This is a genomic window from Rhizobium laguerreae (assembly GCF_002008165.1).
In the GTDB taxonomy this organism is placed as follows: domain Bacteria; phylum Pseudomonadota; class Alphaproteobacteria; order Rhizobiales; family Rhizobiaceae; genus Rhizobium; species Rhizobium laguerreae.
In genome coordinates, this window is record NZ_MRDM01000008.1 from 67,551 (window position 1) to 92,274 (window position 24,724).

The window sequence follows — 24,724 nt, forward strand, 5'->3', positions numbered from 1 at the left end:
TGAGGGGCAGACTTTCTCTAACGCTCAAAGCTGTTCCAGCATCGCGGCGGCACCCGAAACGGTGGCCTGGCCGGGGCTTTCCTCGACGTTGAGGGCTTTGACCACGCCGTCTTCCACCAGCATCGAATAGCGCTTGGAGCGGAGGCCGAGGCCGCCGGCGGAGAGGTCGGCGTCGAGGCCGACGGCCTTGGTGAAGCCGGCATCCCAATCGGCGAGGAAGTGGATCTTGCCCATGCCGCCTGATGATTGCGCCCAGGCGCCCATCACGTGCCAGTCGTTGACGGCAACGACGGCGATGTCGTCGACGCCCTTGCCAAGGATGGTATCGCGGTTTTCGAGATAACCCGGCAGGTGGTTCAGCGAGCAGGTGGGCGTAAACGCGCCCGGCACGGCGAAGAGCACGACGCGCTTGCCGGCGAAGAGCTGATCGGTGGTGATTTCGACGGGGCCGTCAGTCGTCTTTTCCTTGAAGGTGGCGGCAGGAAGCTTGTCGCCGATCGCGATGGTCATGGTCTTCTCCTTGGTTCTGTCCTTAGCGGTTTCCGGCTCCGGGGGGTTCCGGGCTTTGGGTTCTGGCTTTGGAAATTCCGGCTTGGCGGCGGCGGGCGCCGCAGGGATCGGAGGCGACTATAGGAGCCCATCATTGAAAGGCAAGTGTGGTCTCCATCGCCCTTTCGCCGTCAATGACGAGCACGCTCCATTGCTTGACGGATATGTCATAATCCTTCGGCAGCTTGCCGATTGATATATCGACCTTGAAGGTCCTGCCGTCGCGTTTGCCGCCGATCTGCTTGGTGAAGGCATAACCGCTCGGACCGGTGACGATGATATCGGGCGCGGTCTTCCCCTCACCCGGCAAGACGAGATCAAGCGACAGCGTCTTCCTGTCGGGCGACATCGCATGCGCCGTCACGTCGAAATCCGGCGATGGCGGCTTCGGCAATCTCGCATCGGCGGCCTGAAGGATCGCCTCCTCCTGCGGGTGCGACTGGATGGCGGGGCCAAGCTTCAGCTGCAAATTCGCCTGGAAGGGAATGCAAATATCCTTGCAGATGCCGATGAAGGCGGCGGCGTCGATCGTCACCGGGCCTTTGCCGGCCGCCGTCAACGACAGCGGCAGCGTCACCGGCGCGTCATAGGCGATATCCTCGATCGCGCCCTTGAAAAAATGCTTCGGGACGGGATAGGCGACGGCATCGAGCGTGACGCCGCTTTCCGCCGCGATGGTGATTTGGGGCGGAATGCCGCTGTTGCCGGGCTCTTTCCAATAGGTGATCCAGCCGGGCTTCGGCTCGATCTGAAGGGCGGCGCGGATTTTGCCGGCGGCATCGGGTGCGAGCGCCACGAGGCGCATGCGGCCGCCCTCGTTTTCCGCCCAGGCGCTCATTTCCGCATGGGCGGAATAAAACGGCACAAGGGCTGTGACCAGCGATACAACCGCGATTAAAAGCCTGCGCGGGCCTGAGGAAATAATCATCATGGAACAAAGGTTTACCGAAACTGGTGTTTGGCCGCCAGAAGTCGCTGCGATTTAAATCTTCATTTTCAGTTGATTGATGTGTGACATTGGCCCATGTTTCTTTTGTCGAGGCCTTGGTGCGGTCTAGCAGCAGGAGGAACGATGTCCTTATTGACCCTGAAGAACAGACGGGAACGTGGCTTCTTCGATGGCCAGTTCCTCATCGCCATGCCGGGCATGGAAGACCGCAATTTTGCGCGCGCTGTCATCTACATCTGCGCGCATTCGGATGCCGGCGCCATGGGCTTCGTCATCAACCGTCCGCAGAGCCTTACTTTCGCCGATGTGCTGCAGCATCTCGACATGATCAAGCCGGAAGACTCGATCGTGCTGCCGAAGCGGGCGCGCGAATTCCCGATCCAGACCGGCGGCCCGGTGGAAAGCGGCCGCGGCTTCGTGCTGCATTCGGACGATTATGCCAGCGACTCCTCGATCCCGGTCAGCGACGACATCTGCCTGACGGCGACGCTCGATATCGTGCGCGCCATCTCCAAGGGCGATGGGCCGACGCGCGCGACTATGCTGCTCGGCTATTCCTCCTGGGCGGCCGGCCAGCTCGAAAGCGAGGTCGTCAACAATGGCTGGCTCACCTGCCCGGCCAATGAGGATTTGATCTTCGACCGCAGCCTCGATGATAAATACGAGCGGGCGCTCGCCGGCATGGGCGTGACCGCTGCCATGCTTTCGGCCGAAGCCGGCCATGCTTGAGAGGCTTGCCTTGCCTGACAGCAGCTGACCTGACGGCAGCGGGAACGAATAGCTGCAAGTGACGTTTCATTTCGGCGAGCATGGACAAAAGGCCCATGCCGACCAAGGAGACATCACATAATGGGTAGCACCAGCGACAAGATTTCCGGCAAGGCAAACGAAATTGCCGGCAAGACCAAGCAGGGCGTCGGCAAGGCGACGGACGATCGCGAAATGCAGGCCAAGGGCGCCGTCCAGGAAGCCAAGGGCAAGGGACAAGTCGCAACCGGCAAGGTCAAGGACAAGCTCAAGGGCGCCGTCGACCGGCTCTGAGCAATAGTGCATCCTTCAAGAACCATGCCTGCTGCGCCCCTCGCGCGGCAGGCATTTTCAATCCCCCATCCTCATGCTTTGCAGAGATAGACACGATGAAGCTTTTTGCCTGCGACAATTGCGATCAGGTCGTCCACTTCGACAACCGTCGATGCGTGCGCTGCAACCACCGCCTCGGCTTCCTGCCCGGCGATCTCGCCATGCATGCACTGGAACCGCGCGACGAGACGCTCTGGCAGCTCGTTTCCAATCCCGATCGCGACGTCCGCTTCTGCGCCAATGCCAGCCTCGACATCTGCAACTGGCTGGTGGACGATGAGGGCGAGAGTGAATTCTGTGTTGCCTGCCGCCATAACCGGCTGGTTCCGAACACTGACACTCAGGACGGCATCGACCGCTGGCGGCGCATCAGCCAGGCGCAGCGTCATCTGTTTTATTCGCTGCTGCGCTGGAAGCTGCCGCATCCGGATCGGGCGCAAGACCCGCAAGGCGGCCTGGTCTTCGATTTCCTCGAGGATTCAATCGAGAGCAACGGCTTTATCGTGCCTGCTATGACCGGTCACGAGGAAGGCCTGATCACCATCCGCGCCGCAGAGGCCGACGATGCGACGCGCGAACAGGCGCGCAGCTCGATGAACGAACCCTACCGCACGCTGCTTGGCCATTTCCGCCACGAGGCCGGCCATTTCATCTGGAACAAACTGGTGCGCGATCGGGGCGGCCTTGCCGATTTCCGCGCCGTCTTCGGCGACGAACGGCAGGATTATATGGCAGCCCTCCAGACCCATTATGCCGGCGGCGCGCCTTTGGGATGGCAGGACAATTTCATCAGCGCCTATGCGGCATCACACCCCTGGGAGGATTTTGCCGAATGCTTCGCGCATTACCTCCATATCGTCGATACGCTCGAAACCGCACGCGCCTTCGGCATCGCTATCGATCCACGCGGCCATGAGGAAATCGCCGGCGAGGTGGATTTCATCCCCTACAGGGCAAGGAGCGCCGAACAGCTGGTCAGTGCCTGGGTGCCGCTCAGCATCGCGATCAACGCCATCCAGCGCAGCATGGGCCAACCCGACTCCTATCCCTTCGTGCTGTCCTCGCCTGTTGTGGCAAAGCTCGAATATCTGCACCGGCTGATCCAGGGCCCGGCGACGGCGCCGCAGCAGCGGGCGGCTTGAGTTGCTGGAAGCCGTCGCATCGCTACCGTGAGGTGCGGCGACATCCCACCGTCAGGTAAGTGTCTGCCCGATGGAACCCCATCGGCTATCTGGTCCGCCGGCGGAGAGATTGGGCGAGAACGCCACCCCAATCTCCGTCCTCCTCGGGCTTGAGCCGAGGATCTATACCCGATGCTGATGGACACCAGCGTGGATCCTCGGGTCAAGCCCGAGGATAACGGAGGGTGGGTTGGCGGAGAGTTACGGAAGCGGGCTTTTCCCTGGCGGATGCGTGAGGCTGCACACTTAAAACGAAACCGCCTTACCCTTCTTGAACGGCTCCATACCCCGGCGGGCGAGTTCGTCGGCGCGTTCGTTTTCCGGGTGGCCGGCATGGCCCTTGACCCAGTGCAGCGTCACCTTGTGGCGGTCACGGGCCGCCTCCAGCGCCTGCCAGAGTTCGGCATTCTTCACCGGCTTCTTGTCAGCGGTTTTCCAGCCGTTTTTCTTCCAGCCGAAAATCCACTTGGAAATGCCGTCCTTGACATAGGCGCTGTCGGTATAGAGATCGACCTCGCAGGGCGTTTTCAGCGCCGACAGCGCCGAGATTGCCGCCAGCAGCTCCATGCGATTGTTGGTGGTATCCGCCTCGCCGCCGCAAAGCTCCTTTTCGACATCGCCATAACGCAGCACCGCGCCCCAGCCGCCGGGGCCGGGATTGCCGGAGCATGCGCCGTCGGTAAAGATATCGACGTGTTTCATAGGCTCAATCCATATTCGGCGGGCGATTTGATCTGGCGGTGGAACCGCAGCTTGCGCAGATATTCGAGCGGGTCCTTCTTGGTGACCATGGCGCCCTCAGGCGTCATCAGCCAGTCATAGAGCCGGGTCAGGAAGAAGCGCAGCGCGGACCCACGCGACAGCACCGGCAGGGCTGAGATTTCGGCATCGCTCAGCGGCCGAACGCTCTGGTACCCCTCTAGCATCGCCGTGCCCTTGGTGATGTTATAGGCGCCGTCTTTCTCGAAGCACCAGGCATTCAGGCAGATCGAGACGTCATAGGCGAGCAGGTCGTTGCAGGCGAAATAGAAATCGATCAGGCCGGAGAGCTGGTCGCCGAGGAAGAAGACGTTGTCGGGGAAGAGGTCGGCATGGATGACGCCGGCCGGCAGGCCACTCGGCCAGGCGGCGGAGAGGAAATCGAGTTCGCTGCGGATCTCGGTCTGCAGGCCGGGCTCGACCTCGCCGGCGCGCGCCTCGGATTTCTCCCAGAGCCCCCGCCAGCCGTCGATCGACAGCGCATTCGCCCGCTTCAACTGGAAATCAGCGCCGGCCACATGCATCTCGGCCAGCGCTCTGCCGACCTCGCGGCAGTGCTTCGCCTCCGGCTTTCTCAGCCACATGCCTTCGAGGAAGGAGATCAGCGCCGCCGGGCGGCCGGACAGCGAGCCGAGCAGAGCGCCGTCGCGGCGCGGCAGCGGCAGCGGGCAGGACAGGCCGCGGGCGGCAAGGTGCTGCATCAGGCCGAGGAAGAAAGGCAGGTCGCTCTTTTCCACCCGCTTCTCATAGAGCGTCAGGATCAGCGGGTCCTTGGAAGTGTGAAGCAGGAAGTTGGAGTTTTCGACGCCCTCGGCAATGCCCTTGTAGGAAAGCAGCGTGCCCGCGTCATATTCCGTCAGGAACCATTTCAGATCGTCTTCGGCGATATCGGTATAGACTGCCAAGTGAGGTCTCGCCTTCATGCCTTGTTGATATTGGATTTGCCGGAGTGGACGCCTAGGCCGAAAGGCCGATCTAGCCGTTGACGAAGGCCATGTCGGCGGTCGTCAGCTCGATGCTGCGCAATTCGCGGTTGACCAGGAAATTTTCGGTTTCCTGCACCGTTTCGGCCAGTTCGACGCGGGCATCGAAGCGAGCGCGGAAAGCCTCGATGATCTCGTTGACGATGACCTCGGGCGCGGAAGCGCCGGCGGAAAGGCCGAGCGTCGAAATCGCGCCGATCTCGTCCCAGTCGAGCTCGGCGGCGCGCTGCACGAGGATCGATTTCTTCGCCCCTGCCCTGAGCGCCACTTCAACGAGCCGCTTGGAATTGGACGAATTCGGCGCGCCGACGATGATGAAGAGATCGCAGCCGGGGGCTGCCTGCTTCACCACTTCCTGGCGGTTGGTCGTCGCATAACAGATCGAGTCCGCCGCCGGCGCCGTCAGGTTCGGGAAGCGTTCGTGCAGGCGGGTGATGACACCGGCCGTATCGTCGACCGACAGCGTCGTCTGGGTGACATAGCCGAGATTATCGGGATCAACAGGGACATAGGCGTCCGCATCCTCGATCGTCTCGATCAGCGAGACCGATCCCTCCGGCAGCTGACCCATCGTGCCGATCACCTCGGGGTGGCCGGCATGGCCGATGAGGATGACATGGCGGCCGAGGCGATTGTGGCGCATCGCCTGCTTGTGGACCTTGGAAACCAACGGGCAGGTGGCGTCGAGATAGAAGAGGTTGCGGCTTGCCGCATCCTCGGGCACGGATTTCGGCACGCCGTGGGCGGAGAAGACCACCGGCTGGGCGCGATGTTCTGCCGGGATCTCGTCCAGTTCCTCGACGAAGACGGCGCCCTTGGCCTCCAGCCCCTCGACGACATAGCGATTGTGGACGATCTCGTGGCGCACATAGACCGGGGCGCCATAGGATTTCAGCGCCAGCACGACGATCTGGATGGCACGGTCGACGCCGGCGCAGAAGCCGCGCGGGCCGCAGAGCCTGATCGTCAAAGGAGGTTTCGCCGCAATATTCATGTCTGTTCCGGGTTGAGAGATTTAGGGACCTCTAGCCCAATATGGTCGAGAATTGAAGTGATACTATTGCTGAGGTGTCTTGGCACCCTTGCGGAACCAGGAGATCGCCACCACGACGACGAGCACGGCGGCCAGCCCGTACCAGGTGAAAGCATATTGCAGATGGTCGTTCGGCAGATCCACCTGGGTGACGCCGCCGATCGGCAGGCCGGCCGGATTGGGGGTAGAATCGGCATCGACGAAAAAGGGAATGACGCTCGCTTTCTCCAGCCCGACGCTCTCGGCCATGACGTCGAGATCCTTCCAGTAGAAGATGTTTTTGGCGACGTCGTTGTTGGGCACCACCCAGGAAGGCTTACCGGGAAGCTTTTCGCGCGCCAGGCCAGTGACGGTCTGCTCTCCCGTCAGCTGGCCCTGCATGCGCATTTCCGGCTCCTTGTTGTCATAGGGAACGAAGCCGCGATTGACGAAGAGAATGCGCCCGTCGGCAAGCTCCAGCGGCGTATAGATGTAATAGCCGGTCTGGCCGCGCCAGGTGGCGAAGAAGTGCCGCTCCTTGTTGTTGATATAGCGGCCGGTGGCGGTCACCTTGCGGTATTCGATATCGCCGCCTGCAGCCGCCATCGCCTCGATGTCGGCAAGCGGCACGGGGCTTGCTGCCTGCCGCGCGGCGATATCGGCGATCAGGCCTTCCTTCCAGTACAGGCGCTCCACCTGCCAGGTGCCGAGCGAAATCAGGATGGCAAGGGCGATCAGCACCAGGATGCCGGTCAAAACCGGCAGCCGGCGGCGCGGCGTTGCATGCACTATTTCAGTCACTCAGGCGTCCTTCGCGGGCATTATGACGGTATTGCATGGCGATCAGGATGCCTTTGAACCAGCGCAGCGTCAGCAGCGACAGGATAATCGTCAGCGGAGCGAAGAGCAGGATATGCACCCAGATCGGCGGCCCGTAATTCACCTCCAGCCACAGCACCATGCCGATGACGATGAAGCCGACGATGAGGATGACGAAGACCGCGGGGCCGTCACCGGAATCAGCGAAGGAATAATCGAGGCCGCAGGCAGCGCAGCGCGGCTTCACGCCGAGCAGGCCATCGAAGAGTTTGCCCTCACCGCAGCGCGGGCAGCAGCCCTTGATTCCGGTCTTCACCGGGTCGACGGGGGGGAAATGGGCGCTGTCCTCGCTCATGCTGATCCTTGTGACAATTCCATGCTGCCTTAACTCTCCCATAAAGTATTCGCATCCCGAATGGAAATAGCTGCGCGGTCTCTGCCGAGCGATTCGCGCCAAACAGAAGAAGAAAACTGATGAGCAATGACAGCCATGCCGGGCAGATCGTAATCTTGAATGGTGCGCCGCGGAGCGGCAAATCAAGCATCGTGCGCGTGATCCAGGATGAATTCGAAGGCCCGTGGATCAACCTCGGCGTCGACAGCTACAATGCCATGACACCGAAGCGCTACCTTCCGGGCATCGGACTGCGGCCGGGCGGCGAACGGCCGGATCTCGAGGAACTGGTGCCGTTCTTTTATGCAGCACTCTACGAATCGATCGCCATCCATGCCAGCCTGGGGCTCAATGTCATCGCCGATCTCGGTCACCACGACAGCTATTCGCAGCCGCTCGGCATCCTCGGTGATTGCGCCCGGCGACTGGAAGACTTCCCCGTGCTGTTCGTCGGCGTGCGCTGTCCGATCGAGACGATCATGCAGCGGCGCGACATTGTCCAGGAAGGGCGCGAGACGCTTTATCTCACCGCCACCGAAGACGTACCAGTCCCGGAACCGGTGCAGCGCTGGCAGGATGAGGTTCATCGTCCCGGGATCTACGATATGGAGGTCGATACGTCAGTGCTGACACCGCTCGAATGCGCCGAGGCGATCCGCCACCAGTTGGATCTCGGTATTCCCGAACCTTCGGCCTTCGAACGGATCGCCGGGGCGCGCTGAGGCGATAAACAGCGGGCACGGGGCCCTCACCTCGACCCGGAAGATTGCCGAGACCAGCCCCTCATCCGCCTGCCGGCACCGTCCTTCGGACCCCGCTCGCGGGGCGAAGGGGATATGCCGCGCCCTCTCGATTCCTCTTCTCCCCAGCGGGGAGAAGGTGCCCGTAGGGCGGATGAGGGGGCCGGCGAAGCCGGTCTTTCCAACAACATTCATGCGGGATTCGACCGCGCTCGCGTCGGCATAGCCCGCTCTTGCATGCCACGTCCCTCTCGTCTCCGAAAAGGTGGGGGCTGTCGCGGACCCCACCAATAAAAAAGGCGGGCACGAGGCCCGCCTTTTGCTTGAAGATCGTTCCAATCAGCCGGCTGCGACGGGTGCGCCCCAGCCGCCCCAGACGTAGATGCAAAAGAACAGGAACAGCCAGACGACGTCGACGAAGTGCCAGTACCAGGCTGCCGCCTCGAAGCCGAAATGCTGTTTCGGGGTGAAGTCGCCGCGCAGCGCGCGGATCAGGCAGACAGCCAGGAAGATCGTGCCGACGAGGACGTGGAAACCGTGGAAACCGGTCGCCATGAAGAAGGTCGCGCCGTAGATCGAGCTCTTGAAGGCGAACGGCGCGTGAGCATATTCGTAGGCCTGAACGGCAGAGAAGAACATGCCGAGCAGCACGGTCAGCGTCAGGCCCTGGATCAGGCCCTTGCGGTCGTTGTGCAGCAGCGCATGATGCGCCCACGTGACCGTGGTTCCCGACAGGAGCAGGATGACGGTGTTGTAGATCGGCAGGTGCCAGGGGTCGAGAACCTCGATACCCTTCGGCGGCCAGGTGCCGCCGGTATAGAGCACGCGCGAGGCCTGGATCGCTTCGTTCGGATAGAGGCTGGCGTCGAAATAGGCCCAGAACCAAGCGACGAAAAACATCACTTCCGAAGCGATGAACATGATCATGCCGTAGCGCAAGTGCAGCGAGACGACACGGGTGTGGGCGCCCTCATGGGCTTCCTTCACCGTATCAGCCCACCAGCCATACATGACGTAGAGCACCAGCGCGAAGCCGATATAGAAAACCCAGGGATTGGCAAGCTCGAAGCCGGCGACCTTGAAGGAGCCGCCATTGAGATAACGCATGTAGGAGACGCCGCCGAGCGCCATGATGAAGGCGCCGAGCGAGGCTAGAATCGGCCACGGGCTCGGATCGATGATGTGATAGTCGTGATTCTTCTGGTGAGCATCGGCCATGTCGTTATCCCCGGATGTCTTCCTTCACTCCGCTCCCGGCATAGCCGGAAACGAGCCTTGATCAAAGTTTCTTTTCAATCTTCTCCGCTCCACCCTCATTCGAAGCCACCGGCTTCGGACCCTCTTTCGGGTAGAACGTATATGACAGCGTGATCGTATGGATATTCTTCGATTCCACCGCCTTGACGATTTCGGGATCGATGTAGAACACGACAGGCATGTCGAGCTTCTCGCCCGGCTTCAGGTCCGTTTCCGTGAAGCAGAAACATTGCACCTTGTTGAAATAGACGCCGGCTTCGCCCGGCGTAACGTTGAAAACCGCCTGGCCGCGCTGGGTCTCGTTGGAACGATTCTCGGCGGTGAAATTGACCTGGATGGTCTCGCCGATCTTCGGATTGACCTCGCGCTCGACCGGCTTGAAGTCCCATTGCAGGCCGGGGGCGACATTGGCGTCGAAGGTGACGCGCATCTTGCGGTCGAGCACGACGCTCGACACCTGGTCGACGCGCTGCGTCGTGCCGTTATAGCCGGTCACCTGGCAGAAGATGCGGTAGAGCGGCACGGCGGCATAGCTCATCGCACCCATGCCGAAGACGAAGCTCAGGCACATCATGACGACGGCGCCGTTGTTGCGGCCCTGCTTCTTCGGTGCGGCGGCGTCTTCGCTCATCCGGCCATTCCCCCGCCGATCTTCACGATGGTGATCGCGTAGAAGAGAATGACGAGGCCGGCAAGCACCAGCCCGAGAGCGACGTTGCGGTTGCGGCGCGACTTGCGTTGCGCTTCCGTGAGCTTGAGCAATTCCATCAGAACCAACCTCCCGCATGCGAGACCAGCACCGACGCCAGCCGGTCGATCATCAAGGCGGAGAACACGGCGAAGAGATAAAAGATCGAGAAGCCGAAGAGCTTCTTCGCCGGGATCATCTTCAGATCGCCGTCGGGCATGCGCCAGACGGTGATGGAACAGTATATGAAGATCGCGCCGAGGACGGCGGCGACGAGGCCATAGCCGAGGCTCGCGAAACCGAGGAAAGACGGCAAGACCGCGCAGACGGCAGTCAGCACCGCATAGGCGACGATCTGATGCTTGGTCACCCGTTCGCCGGCAACGTTCGGCAGCATCGGCACGCCGACGGCCTCGTAATCGCGCATCTTGAAGAGGGCAAGCGCCCAGAAATGCGCCGGCGTCCACAGGAAGATGATGAGGAAGAGAACGGTGCTCTCGATCGTCACGCTGTTGGTCACGCAGGCCCAGCCGATCATCGGCGGGAAGGCGCCGGCAGCACCGCCGATGACGATGTTCTGCGGCGTCGAGCGCTTCAGCCACATGGTGTAGACGACGGCGTAGAAGAAAATGGTGAAGGCGAGGATGCCGGCCGAGAGCCAGTTGACGGCCAGGCCGAGGATCACCACCGAAAAGCCCGACAGTACCAGGCCGAAGGCGAGTGCTTCCGACGGCGCGATGCGGCCGGCCGGGATCGGACGGTTGGCGGTGCGGCTCATGATGGCGTCGATATCGGCGTCATACCACATGTTGAGCGCGCCGGAGGCGCCGGCGCCGACGGCGATGCAGAGGATGGCGATCACGCCGAGGACGGGATGGATATGGCCCGGCGCCAGTACGAGACCGGCAAAGGCAGTGAAGACCACGAGCGACATGACCCGTGGCTTCAACAATTCGAAATAATCGCGCGCACTCGCTTCCGACAATTCGCCGTCCTTTGCAAGCACCTCGTGATTGTCGATAACCGTCATCATTCCGTCCTGAATGTCTTACGATCAGGACGCCGTATCGAATGCGGCGTCCCGATGCCCGCGCAATTTACTTGATGCGCGGAAGCTGTTCCCACTGGTGATAGGGCGGCGGCGAAGGCAGCTGCCATTCGAGCGTCGTTGCACCCTCACCCCACGGATTGTCGCCGGCGACACGCTTCCTGGCGAAGGCTTCGAAGACGCCGTAGAGGAAGATCAGCACACCGAAGGCAGAGATGTAGGAGCCGATGGAGGAAACATAGTTCCAGCCGGCAAAGGCATCCGGATAATCGATGTAGCGGCGCGGCATGCCGGCGAGGCCGAGGAAGTGCTGCGGGAAGAACACCAGGTTGACGCCGATGAACATGACCCAGAAATGCAGCTTGCCGACCAGCTCGTTGTACAGGTAGCCGGTCATTTTCGGGAACCAGTAGTACCAGCCGGCGAAGATCGCAAAGACGGCGCCGAGCGACAGAACGTAGTGGAAGTGGGCCACGACGTAATAGGTGTCATGCAGCGAGCGGTCGAGACCGGCATTGGCGAGCTGGACGCCGGTGACGCCGCCGACCGTGAACAGGAAGATGAAGCCGATCGCCCAGAGCATCGGCGTGCGGAACGAGATCGAGCCGCCCCACATCGTCGCGATCCAGGAGAAGATCTTCACGCCCGTCGGAACGGCGATGACCATCGTCGCGAAGACGAAGTAGCGCTGCGCGTCGAGCGACAGGCCGACCGTATACATGTGGTGAGCCCAGACGACGAAGCCGACGGCGCCGATCGCGACCATGGCGTAGGCCATGCCGAGATAGCCGAAGATCGGCTTCCTCGAGAAGGTCGAGATGATGTGGCTGACCATGCCGAAGCCAGGCAGGATGAGGATGTAGACCTCGGGGTGACCGAAGAACCAGAACAGGTGCTGGTAGAGGATCGGATCGCCGCCGCCTTCCGGAGAGAAGAACGCGGTGCCGAAATTGCGGTCGGTGAGCAGCATGGTGATGCCGCCAGCCAGAACCGGCAGCGACAGCAGCAGCAGGAAGGCGGTGATCAGCACGGACCAGGCAAACAGCGGCATCTTGTGCAGCGTCATGCCGGGAGCGCGCATGTTGAGGATCGTGGTGATGAAGTTGATCGCACCGAGGATCGACGAGGCGCCGGCAATGTGGAGTGCGAAGATCGCAAGGTCGACCGCCGGTCCCGGCGTGCCGCTTGTGGCCAGCGGCGGATACATCGTCCAGCCGCCGCCCGTGCCGTAGGCGCCTGCCGGACCTTCGACGAACATCGACAGCAGCAGGAGAATGAAGGCAGGAACGATCAGCCAGAAGGAGATGTTGTTGAGGCGCGGGAAGGCCATATCAGGCGCGCCGATCATGATCGGCACCATCCAGTTGGCGAAACCACCGATCATCGCCGGCATGACCATGAAGAAGATCATGATCAGCGCGTGCGCTGTCGTGAACATGTTGAACATCTGCTTGGCGCCGTCGATCGCGGCATCGCCCTCATAGCCGTAGACCATCGAGGCCAGGCCGTGGAAGATCTGGATGCCCGGCTCCTGCAGCTCCATGCGCATGGCAACCGACAGCGCGCCGCCGATGATGCCGGCAATGATCGCGAAGATCAGGTAGAGCGTGCCGATGTCCTTGTGGTTGGTCGAGAACAGCCAGCGATTGGCAAAGCTCGGCTTGTGCCCGTGATCGTCATGCGCGTGGTCATGATGGGCGGCGTGATCGCCATGCGTGCGATCGTGATCATGAGAATGATCGTCGTGAGCGGAAGGTCCAGCCATTGTCCCGATCCCCTTTATTACTGTGCTTCGGCGACGTTGACGGTCTTTGCGGGACCATCGGTTGCGGCCATGAGTGTCTTGTAGGCGCCGGGCAGGTCGCTGGCGGCTGCGGTCAGCCACTGCTTGTACTTGTCCTCGGAGACGACGCGGATGGCGATCGGCATGAACGCATGGTCCTTGCCGCAGAGCTCGGAACATTGGCCGTAGAACAGGCCTTCGCGCTCGGCCTTGAACCAGGTCTCGTTCAGGCGACCCGGCACGGCATCGATCTTGACGCCGAAGGACGGCATGGCGAAGGCGTGGATGACGTCGGTCGGTGATGCGGTCACGAGAACGCGGACCGTCTTGTTGACCGGCAGGACCAGCTCGTTGTCGACGGCGAGAAGCCTGGGATAGATCGACTTGTCTTCCTTGCCGGCGGCTGCGCGGTCCTGATCCTTCAGCAGGAAGGAATCGAAAGCCAGCGGGCTTTCGCCCGAACCTTCATATTCGTAGTTCCACTGCCACTGGGTGGCGGTCGCCTTGATCGTCACGTCCGGGTTTTCGGGCAGCGTCAGCTGCGCCGTCAGCAGGTTGAACGAGGGAATGGCAAGAAAAAGCAGCACCAGGACCGGCCCCACGGTCCAGGCAATCTCGATCAGCGTGTTGTGGCTCGTCTTCGAGGGAACCGGGTTCGCGCTGGCGCGGAACTTGAAACAGACGACGATGAGCAGGACCAGCACGAAGAGCGTGATCGGAACGATAAACCACAGGGTATATTGTTCGAACCATTGGATTTCCCGCATGATCGGCGTTGCCGCCGGCTGCAGCGTCGCCTGCCACGGCGTCGGCTGGTCGGCATATGTGCCGGAAGCAAAAAGCAGACAGACCAGCGTGGTCAGGGCTGCATAAGCCTTCTTCATCACCTTAGTATCTCCCTCGAGCGCTTGACCTGCAAAATAGAACGCAGAATCCTTGCCATCTTCAGCGCTTCAAACCACAGTTTGGCATTTGCCGCAACAGGTCAGAGCAATTGTCTATGCGGCATTTTTGCTCAAAGCATAGGCAGGCTCGAACGGCAAAACATCCCAAGTTTTTCATCAGCATATGAAAAATCGGCTTTCCGGCCAATCCGCGCGCGAAACATTATTTCGCAAAGGTCCAATTTCCGCCGCAGTCCCCCGGTTTTCACGGGGTGGGGCTTTTCATTTTTGGTGGGCAGCTTCAACAATAGCCGCAATGATTCGATATCCAGAGGTTTCCATGGGTTTCCGTTCCCTCGCGCAGTCGCTTCTCCTGACTGCCAGCATCGCGGCCGCAGCGACGACGCCCGTTTTCGCCCAGCAGCAACCCACTCCGTCACAGGCCGCGCCCCCGGCTTCCGCGCCGGCGCCGGCCCCTGCTCCGGCGCCGCAACAGCCGAGCGCCGCCAAACCGAATGTCGAACCGGTGACACCTGGCCAGACACAACCGCCGGCGCCGGGCACGGTGAAGTCCAATCATGGCGCATGGTCCGTCGTCTGCGACAAGCCGGCGGGTGCGGCGACCGAGCAATGCGCGCTGATGCAGAATGTCATCGCCGAGGATCGGCCGGAGGTCGGGCTTTCCGTCGTCGTCCTGAAGACGGCCGATCGCAAGTCGAAGATTCTCCGCGTGCTGGCACCGCTTGGCGTGCTGCTGCCGAACGGCCTCGGGCTCAATGTCGACGGCAAGGATATCGGCCGCGCCTATTTCGTCCGCTGCTTCGCCGACGGCTGCTATGCCGAGGTCGTGCTCGAGGACGAGTTGCTCAAGACCTTCCGCAGCGGCGCCCAGGCAACCTTCATCGTCTTCCAGACCCCGGAAGAAGGCATCGGCATCCCCGTCGACCTCAAGGGCTTCGCCGAAGGTTTCGACGCTCTGCCGTGAGGGCAACCGTCGTCTCCGTGGCCCGCCCCTCATCCGCCTGCCGGCACCTTCTCCCCGTAAACGGGGCGAAGGGGATATGCCGCGACCTCTCCGTTCCCCACTCACCTCGCGCAAGGCACGTCCCCTTGCCCGTTTTTACGGGGGTCCGCAGGACGGGTCGAGGCCAGTGGCTCGACCCCGGCAAGGTTAGGGTGAGGGGCGGATATTTCCTCGGCATTCGAACAAATCAGTTCTCAAAGTGATTGTGGAAAAAAGCTGAGCCGCCACAAAGCGCAAAGCGATGGAAACGCTCCCATCCCTTTAAAAAAGAATAATTCGACGGCAGGGCTTCACTCCTTATTATGTGGAGCCCTATCTAAGGAGTCAGTGCACTCCTGAACGCATGCCCAATGGAGCCATACCATGAACACCGATCTCCTGACGCTTTTCGATGCCGACGAAGCCACGATGCGCAAGCACGTCGCCGAGGCCCTGTCCGGCGCCGATGACGGCGAACTGTTCATCGAGCATGCGCAGGCGGAAGCGCTGACCTTCGACAATGGCCGGCTCAAGGGCGGCAGCTTCAACACCGAACAGGGTTTCGGCCTGCGCGCCGTTGCCGGCGAAGCGGTCGGCTATGCCCATGCCGGCGATCTTTCGGTGGCGGCGCTGAAGCGGGCGACCGATGCCGTCGGCGCGGTGACACGCGGCTATTCCGGCTCCTACGCGGCAGCGCCCCAGGGCACCAACAAGAAATTCTACAGCGACGAGAACCCGATCGGTCAGCCGAGCTTCGAGGAGAAGGTCAAGGTCCTGCAGGACATCGACGCCTATCTCAGGAGTAAGGATGACAAGGTGCGCCAGGTGACGGCCTCGGTTGCCGCAAGCTGGCAGGTCGTCGATATCCTGCGCGCCGACGGACACCGTGTGCGCGACATCAGGCCGATGACACGCATCAACATTTCGGTGATGGTCGGCGAAGGCGATCGGCAGGAGAGCGGCTCCTATGGCCACGGCGGGCGCATCGGCTTCGGCGATTTCATCGCCGAAGGCAGCTGGCAATACGGCGCCGACGAGGCGCTGCGCCAGGCGCTCGTCAATCTCGAGGCGATCGATGCGCCGGCGGGCACGATGGACGTGGTGCTCGGCTCCGGCTGGCCGGGCGTGATGCTGCATGAGGCCGTTGGTCACGGGCTGGAAGGCGATTTCAACCGCAAGAAGACTTCGGCCTTTGCCGGTCTTCTCGGCCAGATGGTCGCCGCTCCCGGCGTCACTGTCGTCGATGACGGCACGATCGACAATCGCCGCGGCTCGATCACCATCGATGATGAGGGCACGCCGTCCGCCTACAACGTGCTGATCGAAAACGGCAAGCTCGTCGGCTATATGCAGGACCGGCAGAATGCCCGGCTGATGGGCATGGCGCCCACCGGCAACGGCCGCCGCCAGGGCTATTCCCATGTACCGATGCCGCGCATGACCAACACCTATATGCTCGGTGGCGACAAGACGCCCGAGGAGATCATCGCCTCGGTGAAGAAGGGCATCTATGCCGTCTCCTTCGGCGGCGGCCAGGTGGACATCACCTCCGGCAAGTTCGTCTTCGGCTGCACCGAGGCCTATCTGATCGAGAACGGCAAGGTCGGCGCGCCGATCAAGGGGGCGATGCTGATCGGCAACGGCCCGGATGCGATGAAGCGGGTGTCGATGATCGGCAACGACATGAAGCTCGATACCGGCATCGGCAATTGCGGCAAGGCCGGCCAATGGGTTCCCGTCGGCGTCGGCCAGCCGCATCTGCGCATGGATCAGGTGACGGTCGGCGGCACGCAGACCTGAGGCGAAAGGATCCGTCATGGCGGACGTCGAAATCAGAACCTTCACCGCCGATGACGCCGATGCCGTGCTCTCGGTGATCCTGCCGATCCAGCGCGAGGAATTTGGCATCGATATCACTGCGGATGAGCAGCCGGATCTTAGGGTCATCCCGGATTTCTACCAGTCCGGCAAGGGGCAGTTCTGGGTCGCCCTCAAGGATGGCGCCATCGTCGGCACGGTCGGGCTCAAGGATATCGGCAACAACCAAGCGGCGTTGCGCAAGATGTTCGTCTCAGCTGAAGTTCGCGGCTCCGAGCATGGCGTGGCCGCACGGCTTCTCGATCGGCTGTTTGCCCATGCCAGGGATGTCGGCCTCACCGATATCTTCCTCGGCACGACGGACAAGTTCGTCGCCGCGCATCGCTTCTACGAGAAGAACGGCTTTAGCGAGATCGCCAAGAGCGCCCTGCCCCGCGCCTTCCCGCTGATGGCGGTGGACAGCAAATTCTACCGCTATAAGGTCGGCTGACTTAAGCTGCGGGAGAATCCTGGTGCGGTTGACGAGGGACAGTCTCGCCTAAAGCGCGTCACATCGAAATGCCGTCGCCCCCAAACACACTGCGCATTTTCGGCGCGTTGCATCAGCTCTTCGACGTTTGCGCCGGCCGAAACAGCCACTTTCGTTCGATCGCGGCGGCAAGATCGAGATCGTTGTGACGGGCAAACAGCATAAGATGGCCGAGGACGTCGGCGGTCTCGTCGGCAAGGTCTTGCTGCATATCTTCCGGTGAACGCCCCTTCGCACGACCGCGCCCGGTCAGCCGGTTCCAGGCCTGTGTCAGCTCGCCCATTTCCTCCTGCAGTTTCAGAAGGAACCAATCGGCATCACGCTCGATGCCGTGGGCCGCGACATGGGTGGAGGAAGAAATTTCGAACTGATCGGCGAGACGGCGCAGCATGAGCGTTCTCCTTTTGTTTATGGAGGAGAACCTGATTCCCAACAATTGTCCAGAACGGGATTGTCTAGACCGCCGCGCGGCAATCAGCCGTGGTCCGGCAGCAGCATGCAGTCATAGGAGCGCTGCTTCAACGCATCGCAGGCCGAGACGGCGGCATCCTTGCTGGCGAAGCCGACGAAGCGGGCGCGATAGATCCTGTTGACCCCCTTCCCGACCGCCTCCGTATAGGGCGAGGCGGAGACGAGCGGTGCGCCGCCTTCCGACTTCGCCTGGGCGAGAAGCGCACGCGCCGCATCGGCACTCGGTGCGGCCGAGATCTGGATCTGCCAGTCGCCATTGGTCTTCTCTGCCGATGTCTTCGGCGTCTTGCCGGCGTTGAGGATCTCGTCCATCGCGACGGGACGCTCCAGCGGCACGACGGTATCGTCGGCATAGGCCAGGCTCTTGGCTGCGAGATCATCGGCCGGGCGCGGTGCGTTGAGCGGCACCGGAACATCGGAGGCCTCGGCGGCGGACGCGACTTCGACGGGCTCCTTGGCGCCGACGCTCGCCACCAGCTTTGCGCCGCCGGAAGACGAGGCACGGCCGAGATAACGGTCGAGCAAACCAGCCATCTTGGCGTCGCGGCTGCGGGCCGTGCGGCCACCGAGCACGACGCCAACGACGCGGCGGTTGCCGTCTCTGACGGCGCTGACGAGATTGAAGCCGGAGGCGTTGGTATAACCGGTCTTGATGCCGTCCATGCCCTGGTAGCGGTACATGAGATTGTTGTGGCCGCGCACCGTCTGGCCACGGAAATTGAAACTAGCCGTCGAAAACAGCCGGTATTCGTTCGGATAATTCTTCATCAGCGCGATGGCGAGCGTCGACATGTCACGCGCCGTGGTGACCTGACGGCCATCCGGCAGGCCGGAGGCATTGACGAAGACGGTGCGGCTCATGCCAAGCTGGCGGGCTTTGGCCGTCATCACCCGGGCAAAGCCGCTTTCCGAGCCGGCGAGCTTCTCGCCCATGGCGGAGGCGGCATCATTGGCGGATTTGACGATCATGCCATAGACCGCCTCGCGCACGGTGATCGTGCCGCCAGCCTTGATGCCAAGCTTGGTCGGCGGGCGTGCAGCGGCGTATTTCGACATCCGGATCGGGGTGTCCCAGGCGATCTTGCCGCGCTTCAACGCCTCGAAGGTGAGATAGAGCGTCATCATCTTCGTCAGCGAGGCCGGATGGTTCAGCGTATCGGCGTTTTCGGAGGCGAGAACCTTGCCAGTCCGGGCATCGAGGATCAGCGAAGCGTTGCCGGCAAGGGCCGCAAGCGGCGCCGAAACGGCAAGCGTTACGGTCAAAACAGCCGCCAAAAGCTTTCTCATGCACTTTCCCCTCATACGCTGGCCGTTCATGCGCTGACCCCCTGATACGCAGCCCTTGACGCGGGCGCTCGGTCAGACCGGCATTTGTGCCGTAATGTGACAGAAGCAGTAAGTTTGGCGCGACTTTGAGGCAACTCCTATTATTTTTCTAGTCTTTTCATCGTCTTGGTTAACAGGAAATCAAAGACCTGTGCGGTATCGGGATTCAGCAAGGCTTAAATCGCACTTGCGGCAAAGGCAAGGGACGGACCCGCATGACGGGACAATTCAAGCGACTGGCAAAACGCGTCGCGATCGGCGCTGGGCTCGAGGTTTCCTGGCTGCTCGCGTCAGTCGGACTGATGCGCGAAGCGCGCGGGCGCGGCGTCGTCTTTACGCTGCATCATGTCCGCCCGCACGTGGCCCAGGCCTTCGAGCCGAATGCGCATCTCGAAATCACCCCCCGTTTTCTCGACGCGGCGCTGCGGCGGCTGCGGCGAGAGGGCTACCGCTTCGTGCCGCTCGATCAGGTGCCGGCGCTGCTGGCGGAACCCGAGGGCGCAAAGCCCTTCGCAGCCTTCACACTCGACGACGGATACAGCAACAATCTGGAACATGCGCTGCCGGTGTTCGAGCGGCATCAGGCGCCGTTCACGGTGTTCGTCGCCAAGGGTTTTGCCGAAGCCTCACACAGCATCTGGTGGGAGACGCTCGCCGTCCTCCTGCGCCGGCCAAGCGAAATCTACTTCGATTTCGGCCGCGGCAGAGAGCGCCTGGCGTTGGAGAACCCCCAGCAGCAATGGCATGCCTTCGACCGCTTTGCCTGGTATATCCACGGCTCCGACGAGGCGCGCGCGGTTGCCGCCATCGACCTGCTGGCGCGCGAAAACGGCATCGAGCCGACGGATATCGTCCGCGAGCTGGTGATGGGGCCTGGCGAATTGCAATGGCTGGCGGCGCATCCGCTTGCAACGCTCGGCGCCCATACGATCAGCCATCGCGCACTGGCCCGCCTGCCGGAAGCCGAAGCGCGAATCGAAATGCAGGTTTCGGCGGATTACCTCGAGGCGGTGACCGGCACCCGCCCCGAGACGATCGCCTATCCCTATGGCACGCCTGATGCTGCGACTGCTCGCGAGGCGCGCATCGCTCGCAATCTCGGCTTTACCCTTGCGGTCACCACGCAGCCTGGGCTGCCGTCAGCGCAGCTGACCGGCTATCTCCCGCGCATTTCGCTCAACGGCTTCTACCAGAAGCGACGCTACGTCTCGGCCCTTGCCTCCGGCATACCGTTGAAGCTGATGGGCAGGTAAAGCCCGTTACGGATACATCCGCACCTTGTCCCATTCGCCTTCCGGTAATGGGCGGCGGAATTCGACCCGGTCATGCAGGCGGAATTTCTGGTCCTTCCAGAATTCGATCGATGTCGGCCGGATGCGGAAGCCCGACCAGTGGGCGGGGCGCGGAATCTCGCCGATGGCATAACGCGCGGTATATTCGGCCACGGCCTTTTCCAGCGCGAACCGGCTTTCGAGCGGGCGGGATTGTCTGGAGGCCCAGGCGCCGATGCGGCTGCCCCGCGCCCGCGTCTTGAAATAGGCGTCCGCTTCGGCGTCGGTGACGATTTCGACCGGGCCGCGCAGCCTGACCTGGCGACGCAGGCTTTTCCAGTGAAAGCACATGGCGGCCTTTTTCTGGCCGAGAATTTCGCGGCCTTTCTGGCTCTCGAAATTGGTGTAAAAGACGAAACCGTCGTCGTCGAATCCCTTCAGGAGAACCATGCGGACATTGGGAAGACCATCCTCATCGACCGTTGCCAGCGCCACAGCATTGGGGTCATTGGGCTCGGAAGCCTCGGCTTCTTTCAGCCATTCGGCAAAGAGCTTGAAGGGCTCGCCACTTTCGGTAAAGTCACCGCTTGTTAACTCGTTTGCCGACATATTGGTTCAAATGCCCCGGATTATTCAAAACTCGCCCAGCTTTTGATAACTGGACAGGATGCAGGGTGGAAGTCATAGCAAAGTCATCTCGCCATACAAAGGGCCTGCGGCGACGCAGCAGTGTGTTCTTCGTCACCGGCGTCGCGATGTTGTCGCTGTCCGGCTGCGTCGGCGGCGGCATGGATTTCCTGAGTGAAGCCAAGGTCGACCGGTCGGTGGCAACCGGCACCGTGCCGCAGACGCCGCCGAGCACCGACACGCTTTCCGACGAAATGACCGTGCGCAACGCCGTGACCTCGGCCGACGTGCAAAGGCTCGAGGGCCAACCGCTTCCCTGGGCGAACGCATCGACCGGCAGTGCCGGCGTCATCGATACGATCGTCGAGAACAATGAGTCCGGCCAGGTCTGCCGCCAGTTCCGCACGACCCGGCATTCCTATGTCGGCATCGCCAAATTCTACGGCAAGACCTGCCTCGTCGGCGGCGGCAACTGGCAGCTTCTGAGCTTCCAGCCCGAGAGCTGATCTTCCTAAGGTCGTTCAGATATTACAGCGTCCTTTGCGCGTTCGAAAAGACGCGGGGCGCGCGCCCTTCCCAACAGGTTAACGCGTGACCGCTTTCTGCCGAATGCTTAGCAAAGAGCTAACCATTTACCGCGAAACACCCCACATCTCTTCACAGAAATAACAAGTGATTAGCAACTCGGCCCGCAGGATCGGCGTTGAGAGTGGCTGTTCCTGCCTTTGCGGCGGGTGGCGCCACACACGTTTTATTGGACGGGGATGCCGAGCAAGGACGAGGCTTGCCGCATCGCAACACCGGCGGTTTTGACATGCGCGATCCTTACAAAATTCTGGGCGTCAAGCGCGACGCGGCAGCAGACGAGATCAAGGCGGCCTGGCGCAACATGGCCAAATCAGCCCATCCCGACCACAATCAGGACGACCCGACGGCGACGGCCCGGTTCGCCGAGATCGGCCGCGCCTATGAGACCCTGAAGGACCCGCGCAAACGCAGCCTGTTCGACAATGCCCTGCGGATGGCCGAAGCCAAGAAGCACGAGCAGACGATCATGCAGCAGCGCCAGGCCGCCCGCGAGGCTGCCGTGCGCGCCAAGGCGGCGCAGGCCAATGCCGAGCGCGTGATGGAAGAGTTGGCGCGCGCCGCCCAGAAGGCGACCGCCGACGGCTCCAGGCAACAGGCAGGTGCTACCGAGGCCGCCGACGAGATGGTGGATCGCATTTTTGGCGCCCAAGCCCGCGCGGCCGGCGGCGGCCAGGCGCAGGGTCGCGCCCAGCACACGCAATACCAGCAGACCCAAAACCCCCAGGGCGATGCCGGCAGGCGCATCGATGGCGATGCCGCCGAGACCGACACCAAGGGCGACGAGGAAGCGAGCGACGCTGGGGCCAATGCCGCCGCCAACCTGTCGCTGCCGCTCAGCATCCTGACAAACCTGGTGCGCCGTTTCACCGGCGCCAAGGATACCGGCCTCGATAAAGCACCGGATGAGGTGACGACGGCGACAGTGACGATCGACGACGTGTTGAAGAGCGGCTGGATCACCGCGTCGCTGCCGGAGGGCCGCGAAATCGGATTCGCCTTGCCGGCAGGCACGACCGACGGTCACGAGATCAGGCTCAAGGGACAGGGCTTCAAGCTGCCTGGCATGCAGCGCGGCGACGCCGTCATCAACGTTCGCATCGCACCCGATCCGCGCTTCACCGTTGACGGTTTCGATCTGCACGCCGTGCTGCCGCTCAGCATCGAAAATGCCGTGCTCGGCACCGAGGCGCGTATCGAAGGTCCAAGCGGGCCGCTGAACGTGACGATCCCCGCATGGTCCGGCTCGGACAAGACGATTAGAATTCCCGGCCAGGGATTGCCCCGCGAAGAGGGCGGCAGAGGCGATCTGGTCGTCGAATTGCGCATTATCTTGTGGGAAAAACCCGACGACAAAATCACTGATCTCATGCGGAGCATGCGCGAAGGCCTGTTCCTATGAAATTTTTATGACATTCGCACCCTTTATTACGATCCCTAACAGTTGATGATCCCGGCCAAGCTTGAACCGATTAACGGCCTATGCCATAGGCAGGATCGATCAGAATCCTAGGGAGCGAAATATGGCTCAAGCATCCGGCCTCATGGCAGGCAAACGCGGCGTCATCATGGGTGTCGCCAACAATCGTTCGATTGCGTGGGGTATTGCCAAGGCCATTCATGCACATGGCGGAGAAGTCGCGCTCACCTACCAGGGCGACGCGCTGAAGAAGCGCGTCGAGCCGCTCGCCGCCGAAATCGGCGCGACGCTCGTCGGCCACTGTGACGTCGCCGACGAAGCCACCATCGACGCCGTTTTCGAAAACGTCGAAAAGCTCTGGGGCAAGATCGATTTCCTCGTGCATGCGATCGGCTTTTCCGACAAGGACGAGCTGACCGGCCGCTACGTCGATACCTCAGCCGACAATTTCAACAAGACGATGCAGATCTCCGTCTATTCCTTCACCTCGGTCGCACGCCGCGCCGAGAAGCTGATGACGGATGGCGGCGCCATGCTGACGCTGACCTATTACGGCGCCGAAAAGGTGATGCCGAATTATAACGTCATGGGTGTCGCAAAGGCCGCGCTCGAAGCCAGCGTCAAATATCTCGCCGTCGACCTCGGACCGCAGAACATCCGTGTCAATGCCATCTCGGCCGGACCGATCAAGACGCTTGCCGCCTCCGGCATCGGCGATTTCCGCTACATCCTGAAGTGGAACGAATATAACGCACCGCTGCGCCGCACCGTCACCATCGAGGAAGTCGGCGATGTCGGCCTCTATCTCCTGTCGGACCTCTCGCGCTCCGTCACCGGCGAAGTGCACCATGCCGACAGCGGCTATCATGTCATCGGCATGAAGGCAGTCGACGCGCCCGACATTTCCGTCGTCAAGGACTGATTTCTCCATAGGGATGCGAGACCGTGCTTATCTACGTGATCAGACACGGCCAGACCGCCTGGAATGCCGAGCGCCGCCTGCAGGGTCAGAAGGATATCCCGATGAATGCCACGGGCCTGGAACAGGCCCGGCAGAACGGCATCGCGCTTGCCGGGATTCTCGGCGACACGATCGACCAGTTCGATTTCGTCGCAAGCCCGCTCCAGCGCACACGCGCGACGATGGAAATCATGCGCACGGCCATGGGCTTGGCGCCGCTTGCCTATCGCACCGATCCGAGATTGGTGGAGATTTCCTTCGGCGACTGGGAGGGCTCGACGATCAAGGAGCTGAAGGCGACGCAGCGCGCGCGGGTGGCGGAACGCAACGCCTCGAAATGGGATTTCATCCCGCCCGGCGATGACGCGGAAAGCTATGAAATCCTCTCCTGGCGCACCGGCTCATGGCTGAACTCCGTCGATCGTCCGACGGTCTGCGTGACCCATGGCGGCGTCATCCGCACACTGTTCCAGACGATCTCAGACCTGCCGAAGAGCAGCGCTGCGGAAGGCGCAATCCCTCAGGATCGAATCGCTAAGATCGATACCGCAGAGCGGAAGATCGTCTGGCTGTAGGCATCGCCAAGC

28 protein-coding genes are annotated in these 24,724 nt (G+C 61.9%); 12 read left to right on the forward strand and 16 right to left on the reverse strand.

Features of this window, described 5'->3' with window-relative positions; translation table 11 throughout:
- Positions 1 to 24: 24 nt before the first annotated feature.
- Both BS630_RS05085 and BS630_RS05090 read right to left on the reverse strand, forming a co-directional pair.
- A complete protein-coding gene (locus BS630_RS05085) occupies positions 25 to 510 on the reverse strand; it encodes a peroxiredoxin (protein WP_003546004.1) in 486 nt (161 codons plus the stop codon).
- A 130-nt stretch (positions 511 to 640) separates the two neighbouring features.
- Complete coding sequence (locus tag BS630_RS05090; protein WP_077976525.1) at positions 641 to 1,480, reverse strand: protein-disulfide reductase DsbD domain-containing protein; 840 nt, start codon at positions 1,478 to 1,480, stop codon at positions 641 to 643.
- 141 nt (positions 1,481 to 1,621) lie between these two features.
- On the opposite strand from BS630_RS05090, the gene BS630_RS05095 reads away from it, so the two are divergent.
- From BS630_RS05095 to BS630_RS05105, 3 genes are all read left to right on the forward strand, one after another.
- On the forward strand, positions 1,622 to 2,227 hold the full coding sequence (locus BS630_RS05095) for a YqgE/AlgH family protein (protein ID WP_077976526.1): 606 nt from the start codon (positions 1,622 to 1,624) through the stop codon (positions 2,225 to 2,227).
- A 120-nt stretch (positions 2,228 to 2,347) separates the two neighbouring features.
- The gene (locus tag BS630_RS05100) at positions 2,348 to 2,539 is read left to right on the forward strand and encodes a CsbD family protein (protein ID WP_077976527.1); all 192 of its coding nucleotides are present in this window, start codon (positions 2,348 to 2,350) and stop codon (positions 2,537 to 2,539) included.
- Positions 2,540 to 2,634: 95 nt separating this feature from the next.
- A complete protein-coding gene (locus tag BS630_RS05105) occupies positions 2,635 to 3,720 on the forward strand; it encodes a zinc-binding metallopeptidase family protein (protein ID WP_077976528.1) in 1,086 nt (361 codons plus the stop codon).
- A gap of 285 nt (positions 3,721 to 4,005) precedes the next feature.
- Here the strand turns inward: BS630_RS05105 and rnhA are convergent, their stop codons facing one another.
- From rnhA to BS630_RS05130, 5 genes are all read right to left on the reverse strand, one after another.
- A complete protein-coding gene (gene rnhA, locus BS630_RS05110) occupies positions 4,006 to 4,461 on the reverse strand; it encodes a ribonuclease HI (protein WP_017959271.1) in 456 nt (151 codons plus the stop codon).
- Positions 4,458 to 5,423 carry a homoserine kinase gene (locus BS630_RS05115; protein ID WP_077976529.1) on the reverse strand — a complete coding sequence of 322 codons (966 nt, stop codon included), beginning with the start codon at positions 5,421 to 5,423 and terminating at the stop codon, positions 4,458 to 4,460. Before BS630_RS05115 ends, rnhA begins: the two co-directional genes overlap by 4 nt.
- A 70-nt stretch (positions 5,424 to 5,493) precedes the next feature.
- Entirely contained in the window at positions 5,494 to 6,495 is a 1,002-nt protein-coding gene (gene ispH, locus BS630_RS05120; protein WP_077976530.1) for a 4-hydroxy-3-methylbut-2-enyl diphosphate reductase, read from the reverse strand.
- 63 nt (positions 6,496 to 6,558) lie between these two features.
- Complete coding sequence (locus BS630_RS05125) at positions 6,559 to 7,314, reverse strand: SURF1 family protein (protein ID WP_077976531.1); 756 nt, start codon at positions 7,312 to 7,314, stop codon at positions 6,559 to 6,561.
- A complete protein-coding gene (locus BS630_RS05130) occupies positions 7,307 to 7,687 on the reverse strand; it encodes a DUF983 domain-containing protein (RefSeq protein WP_077976532.1) in 381 nt (126 codons plus the stop codon). The genes BS630_RS05125 and BS630_RS05130 overlap by 8 nt, the downstream gene beginning before the upstream one ends.
- 119 nt (positions 7,688 to 7,806) lie before the next feature.
- Between BS630_RS05130 and BS630_RS05135 the strand changes: the two genes are divergently transcribed.
- Entirely contained in the window at positions 7,807 to 8,448 is a 642-nt protein-coding gene (locus BS630_RS05135) for a chloramphenicol phosphotransferase CPT family protein (protein WP_077976533.1), read from the forward strand.
- Positions 8,449 to 8,805: 357 nt separating this feature from the next.
- Here BS630_RS05135 and BS630_RS05145 read toward each other — a convergent pair whose 3' ends face one another.
- From BS630_RS05145 to coxB, 6 genes are all read right to left on the reverse strand, one after another.
- Positions 8,806 to 9,684 (reverse strand): cytochrome c oxidase subunit 3, encoded by an 879-nt coding sequence (locus BS630_RS05145; RefSeq protein WP_025393467.1) that lies wholly within the window; start codon positions 9,682 to 9,684, stop codon positions 8,806 to 8,808.
- Positions 9,685 to 9,745: 61 nt separating this feature from the next.
- Positions 9,746 to 10,354, reverse strand: coding sequence for a cytochrome c oxidase assembly protein (locus BS630_RS05150; RefSeq protein WP_077976535.1), 609 nt, complete (start codon positions 10,352 to 10,354; stop codon positions 9,746 to 9,748).
- Positions 10,351 to 10,491 (reverse strand): hypothetical protein, encoded by a 141-nt coding sequence (locus BS630_RS37265; RefSeq protein ID WP_011650759.1) that lies wholly within the window; start codon positions 10,489 to 10,491, stop codon positions 10,351 to 10,353. The genes BS630_RS05150 and BS630_RS37265 overlap by 4 nt, the downstream gene beginning before the upstream one ends.
- Positions 10,491 to 11,441, reverse strand: a complete 951-nt coding sequence (locus tag BS630_RS05155; RefSeq protein ID WP_025393465.1) for a heme o synthase — start codon at positions 11,439 to 11,441, stop codon at positions 10,491 to 10,493. The genes BS630_RS37265 and BS630_RS05155 overlap by 1 nt, the downstream gene beginning before the upstream one ends.
- Before the next feature lie 67 nt (positions 11,442 to 11,508).
- A complete protein-coding gene (ctaD, locus tag BS630_RS05160; protein ID WP_025393464.1) occupies positions 11,509 to 13,224 on the reverse strand; it encodes a cytochrome c oxidase subunit I in 1,716 nt (571 codons plus the stop codon).
- Positions 13,225 to 13,241: 17 nt separating this feature from the next.
- Positions 13,242 to 14,126, reverse strand: coding sequence for a cytochrome c oxidase subunit II (gene coxB / locus BS630_RS05165; protein ID WP_077976536.1), 885 nt, complete (start codon positions 14,124 to 14,126; stop codon positions 13,242 to 13,244).
- A gap of 316 nt (positions 14,127 to 14,442) precedes the next feature.
- Between coxB and BS630_RS05170 the strand changes: the two genes are divergently transcribed.
- From BS630_RS05170 to BS630_RS05180, 3 genes are all read left to right on the forward strand, one after another.
- On the forward strand, positions 14,443 to 15,111 hold the full coding sequence (locus BS630_RS05170; RefSeq protein WP_025393462.1) for an invasion associated locus B family protein: 669 nt from the start codon (positions 14,443 to 14,445) through the stop codon (positions 15,109 to 15,111).
- 402 nt (positions 15,112 to 15,513) lie between these two features.
- Positions 15,514 to 16,929 carry a metalloprotease TldD gene (gene tldD / locus BS630_RS05175; RefSeq protein WP_077976537.1) on the forward strand — a complete coding sequence of 472 codons (1,416 nt, stop codon included), beginning with the start codon at positions 15,514 to 15,516 and terminating at the stop codon, positions 16,927 to 16,929.
- A gap of 16 nt (positions 16,930 to 16,945) precedes the next feature.
- Entirely contained in the window at positions 16,946 to 17,437 is a 492-nt protein-coding gene (locus BS630_RS05180) for a GNAT family N-acetyltransferase (RefSeq protein WP_077976538.1), read from the forward strand.
- Positions 17,438 to 17,549: 112 nt separating this feature from the next.
- On the opposite strand, the gene BS630_RS05185 is transcribed toward BS630_RS05180, so the two are convergent.
- A complete protein-coding gene (locus BS630_RS05185) occupies positions 17,550 to 17,867 on the reverse strand; it encodes a nucleoside triphosphate pyrophosphohydrolase family protein (RefSeq protein ID WP_017959258.1) in 318 nt (105 codons plus the stop codon).
- A gap of 83 nt (positions 17,868 to 17,950) precedes the next feature.
- Entirely contained in the window at positions 17,951 to 19,234 is a 1,284-nt protein-coding gene (locus tag BS630_RS05190) for a D-alanyl-D-alanine carboxypeptidase family protein (RefSeq protein WP_077976539.1), read from the reverse strand.
- Between the two features lie 254 nt (positions 19,235 to 19,488).
- On the opposite strand from BS630_RS05190, the gene BS630_RS05195 reads away from it, so the two are divergent.
- Positions 19,489 to 20,526, forward strand: coding sequence for a polysaccharide deacetylase family protein (locus BS630_RS05195; protein WP_077976540.1), 1,038 nt, complete (start codon positions 19,489 to 19,491; stop codon positions 20,524 to 20,526).
- A gap of 6 nt (positions 20,527 to 20,532) precedes the next feature.
- Here the strand turns inward: BS630_RS05195 and pdxH are convergent, their stop codons facing one another.
- Positions 20,533 to 21,153: a pyridoxamine 5'-phosphate oxidase gene (gene pdxH / locus BS630_RS05200; protein ID WP_017959255.1), complete on the reverse strand. Its 621-nt coding sequence runs from the start codon at positions 21,151 to 21,153 to the stop codon at positions 20,533 to 20,535.
- A gap of 65 nt (positions 21,154 to 21,218) precedes the next feature.
- Between pdxH and BS630_RS05205 the strand changes: the two genes are divergently transcribed.
- The 4 genes from BS630_RS05205 (at position 21,219) to BS630_RS05220 (ending at position 24,712) form a co-directional block, all read left to right on the forward strand.
- Complete coding sequence (locus tag BS630_RS05205) at positions 21,219 to 21,677, forward strand: RT0821/Lpp0805 family surface protein (RefSeq protein ID WP_017959254.1); 459 nt, start codon at positions 21,219 to 21,221, stop codon at positions 21,675 to 21,677.
- A gap of 278 nt (positions 21,678 to 21,955) precedes the next feature.
- The gene (locus BS630_RS05210) at positions 21,956 to 23,158 is read left to right on the forward strand and encodes a DnaJ C-terminal domain-containing protein (RefSeq protein ID WP_170268284.1); all 1,203 of its coding nucleotides are present in this window, start codon (positions 21,956 to 21,958) and stop codon (positions 23,156 to 23,158) included.
- Positions 23,159 to 23,279: 121 nt separating this feature from the next.
- Positions 23,280 to 24,098 (forward strand): enoyl-ACP reductase FabI, encoded by an 819-nt coding sequence (gene fabI, locus BS630_RS05215; protein ID WP_077976541.1) that lies wholly within the window; start codon positions 23,280 to 23,282, stop codon positions 24,096 to 24,098.
- Positions 24,099 to 24,121: 23 nt separating this feature from the next.
- Complete coding sequence (locus BS630_RS05220) at positions 24,122 to 24,712, forward strand: histidine phosphatase family protein (protein WP_077976542.1); 591 nt, start codon at positions 24,122 to 24,124, stop codon at positions 24,710 to 24,712.
- Positions 24,713 to 24,724 lie beyond the last annotated feature (12 nt).

What these genes read in the sequence shown, in the direction of transcription:
- BS630_RS05090 (WP_077976525.1), bottom strand. Translation starts at nt 1,480, where the DNA reads ATGATGATTATTTCCTCAGGCCCGCGCAGGCTTTTAATCGCGGTTGTA.
- BS630_RS05145 (WP_025393467.1), bottom strand. Translation starts at nt 9,684, where the DNA reads ATGGCCGATGCTCACCAGAAGAATCACGACTATCACATCATCGATCCG.
- BS630_RS05180 (WP_077976538.1), top strand. Translation starts at nt 16,946, where the DNA reads ATGGCGGACGTCGAAATCAGAACCTTCACCGCCGATGACGCCGATGCC.
- ctaD (WP_025393464.1), bottom strand. Translation starts at nt 13,224, where the DNA reads ATGGCTGGACCTTCCGCTCACGACGATCATTCTCATGATCACGATCGC.
- rnhA (WP_017959271.1), bottom strand. Translation starts at nt 4,461, where the DNA reads ATGAAACACGTCGATATCTTTACCGACGGCGCATGCTCCGGCAATCCC.
- coxB (WP_077976536.1), bottom strand. Translation starts at nt 14,126, where the DNA reads ATGAAGAAGGCTTATGCAGCCCTGACCACGCTGGTCTGTCTGCTTTTT.
- BS630_RS05190 (WP_077976539.1), bottom strand. Translation starts at nt 19,234, where the DNA reads ATGAGAAAGCTTTTGGCGGCTGTTTTGACCGTAACGCTTGCCGTTTCG.
- BS630_RS05105 (WP_077976528.1), top strand. Translation starts at nt 2,635, where the DNA reads ATGAAGCTTTTTGCCTGCGACAATTGCGATCAGGTCGTCCACTTCGAC.
- pdxH (WP_017959255.1), bottom strand. Translation starts at nt 21,153, where the DNA reads ATGTCGGCAAACGAGTTAACAAGCGGTGACTTTACCGAAAGTGGCGAG.
- BS630_RS37265 (WP_011650759.1), bottom strand. Translation starts at nt 10,491, where the DNA reads ATGGAATTGCTCAAGCTCACGGAAGCGCAACGCAAGTCGCGCCGCAAC.
- BS630_RS05135 (WP_077976533.1), top strand. Translation starts at nt 7,807, where the DNA reads ATGAGCAATGACAGCCATGCCGGGCAGATCGTAATCTTGAATGGTGCG.
- BS630_RS05100 (WP_077976527.1), top strand. Translation starts at nt 2,348, where the DNA reads ATGGGTAGCACCAGCGACAAGATTTCCGGCAAGGCAAACGAAATTGCC.
- BS630_RS05170 (WP_025393462.1), top strand. Translation starts at nt 14,443, where the DNA reads ATGATTCGATATCCAGAGGTTTCCATGGGTTTCCGTTCCCTCGCGCAG.
- BS630_RS05150 (WP_077976535.1), bottom strand. Translation starts at nt 10,354, where the DNA reads ATGAGCGAAGACGCCGCCGCACCGAAGAAGCAGGGCCGCAACAACGGC.
- BS630_RS05130 (WP_077976532.1), bottom strand. Translation starts at nt 7,687, where the DNA reads ATGAGCGAGGACAGCGCCCATTTCCCCCCCGTCGACCCGGTGAAGACC.
- BS630_RS05195 (WP_077976540.1), top strand. Translation starts at nt 19,489, where the DNA reads ATGACGGGACAATTCAAGCGACTGGCAAAACGCGTCGCGATCGGCGCT.
- BS630_RS05095 (WP_077976526.1), top strand. Translation starts at nt 1,622, where the DNA reads ATGTCCTTATTGACCCTGAAGAACAGACGGGAACGTGGCTTCTTCGAT.
- BS630_RS05155 (WP_025393465.1), bottom strand. Translation starts at nt 11,441, where the DNA reads ATGACGGTTATCGACAATCACGAGGTGCTTGCAAAGGACGGCGAATTG.
- fabI (WP_077976541.1), top strand. Translation starts at nt 23,280, where the DNA reads ATGGCTCAAGCATCCGGCCTCATGGCAGGCAAACGCGGCGTCATCATG.
- BS630_RS05185 (WP_017959258.1), bottom strand. Translation starts at nt 17,867, where the DNA reads ATGCTGCGCCGTCTCGCCGATCAGTTCGAAATTTCTTCCTCCACCCAT.
- BS630_RS05085 (WP_003546004.1), bottom strand. Translation starts at nt 510, where the DNA reads ATGACCATCGCGATCGGCGACAAGCTTCCTGCCGCCACCTTCAAGGAA.
- ispH (WP_077976530.1), bottom strand. Translation starts at nt 6,495, where the DNA reads ATGAATATTGCGGCGAAACCTCCTTTGACGATCAGGCTCTGCGGCCCG.
- tldD (WP_077976537.1), top strand. Translation starts at nt 15,514, where the DNA reads ATGAACACCGATCTCCTGACGCTTTTCGATGCCGACGAAGCCACGATG.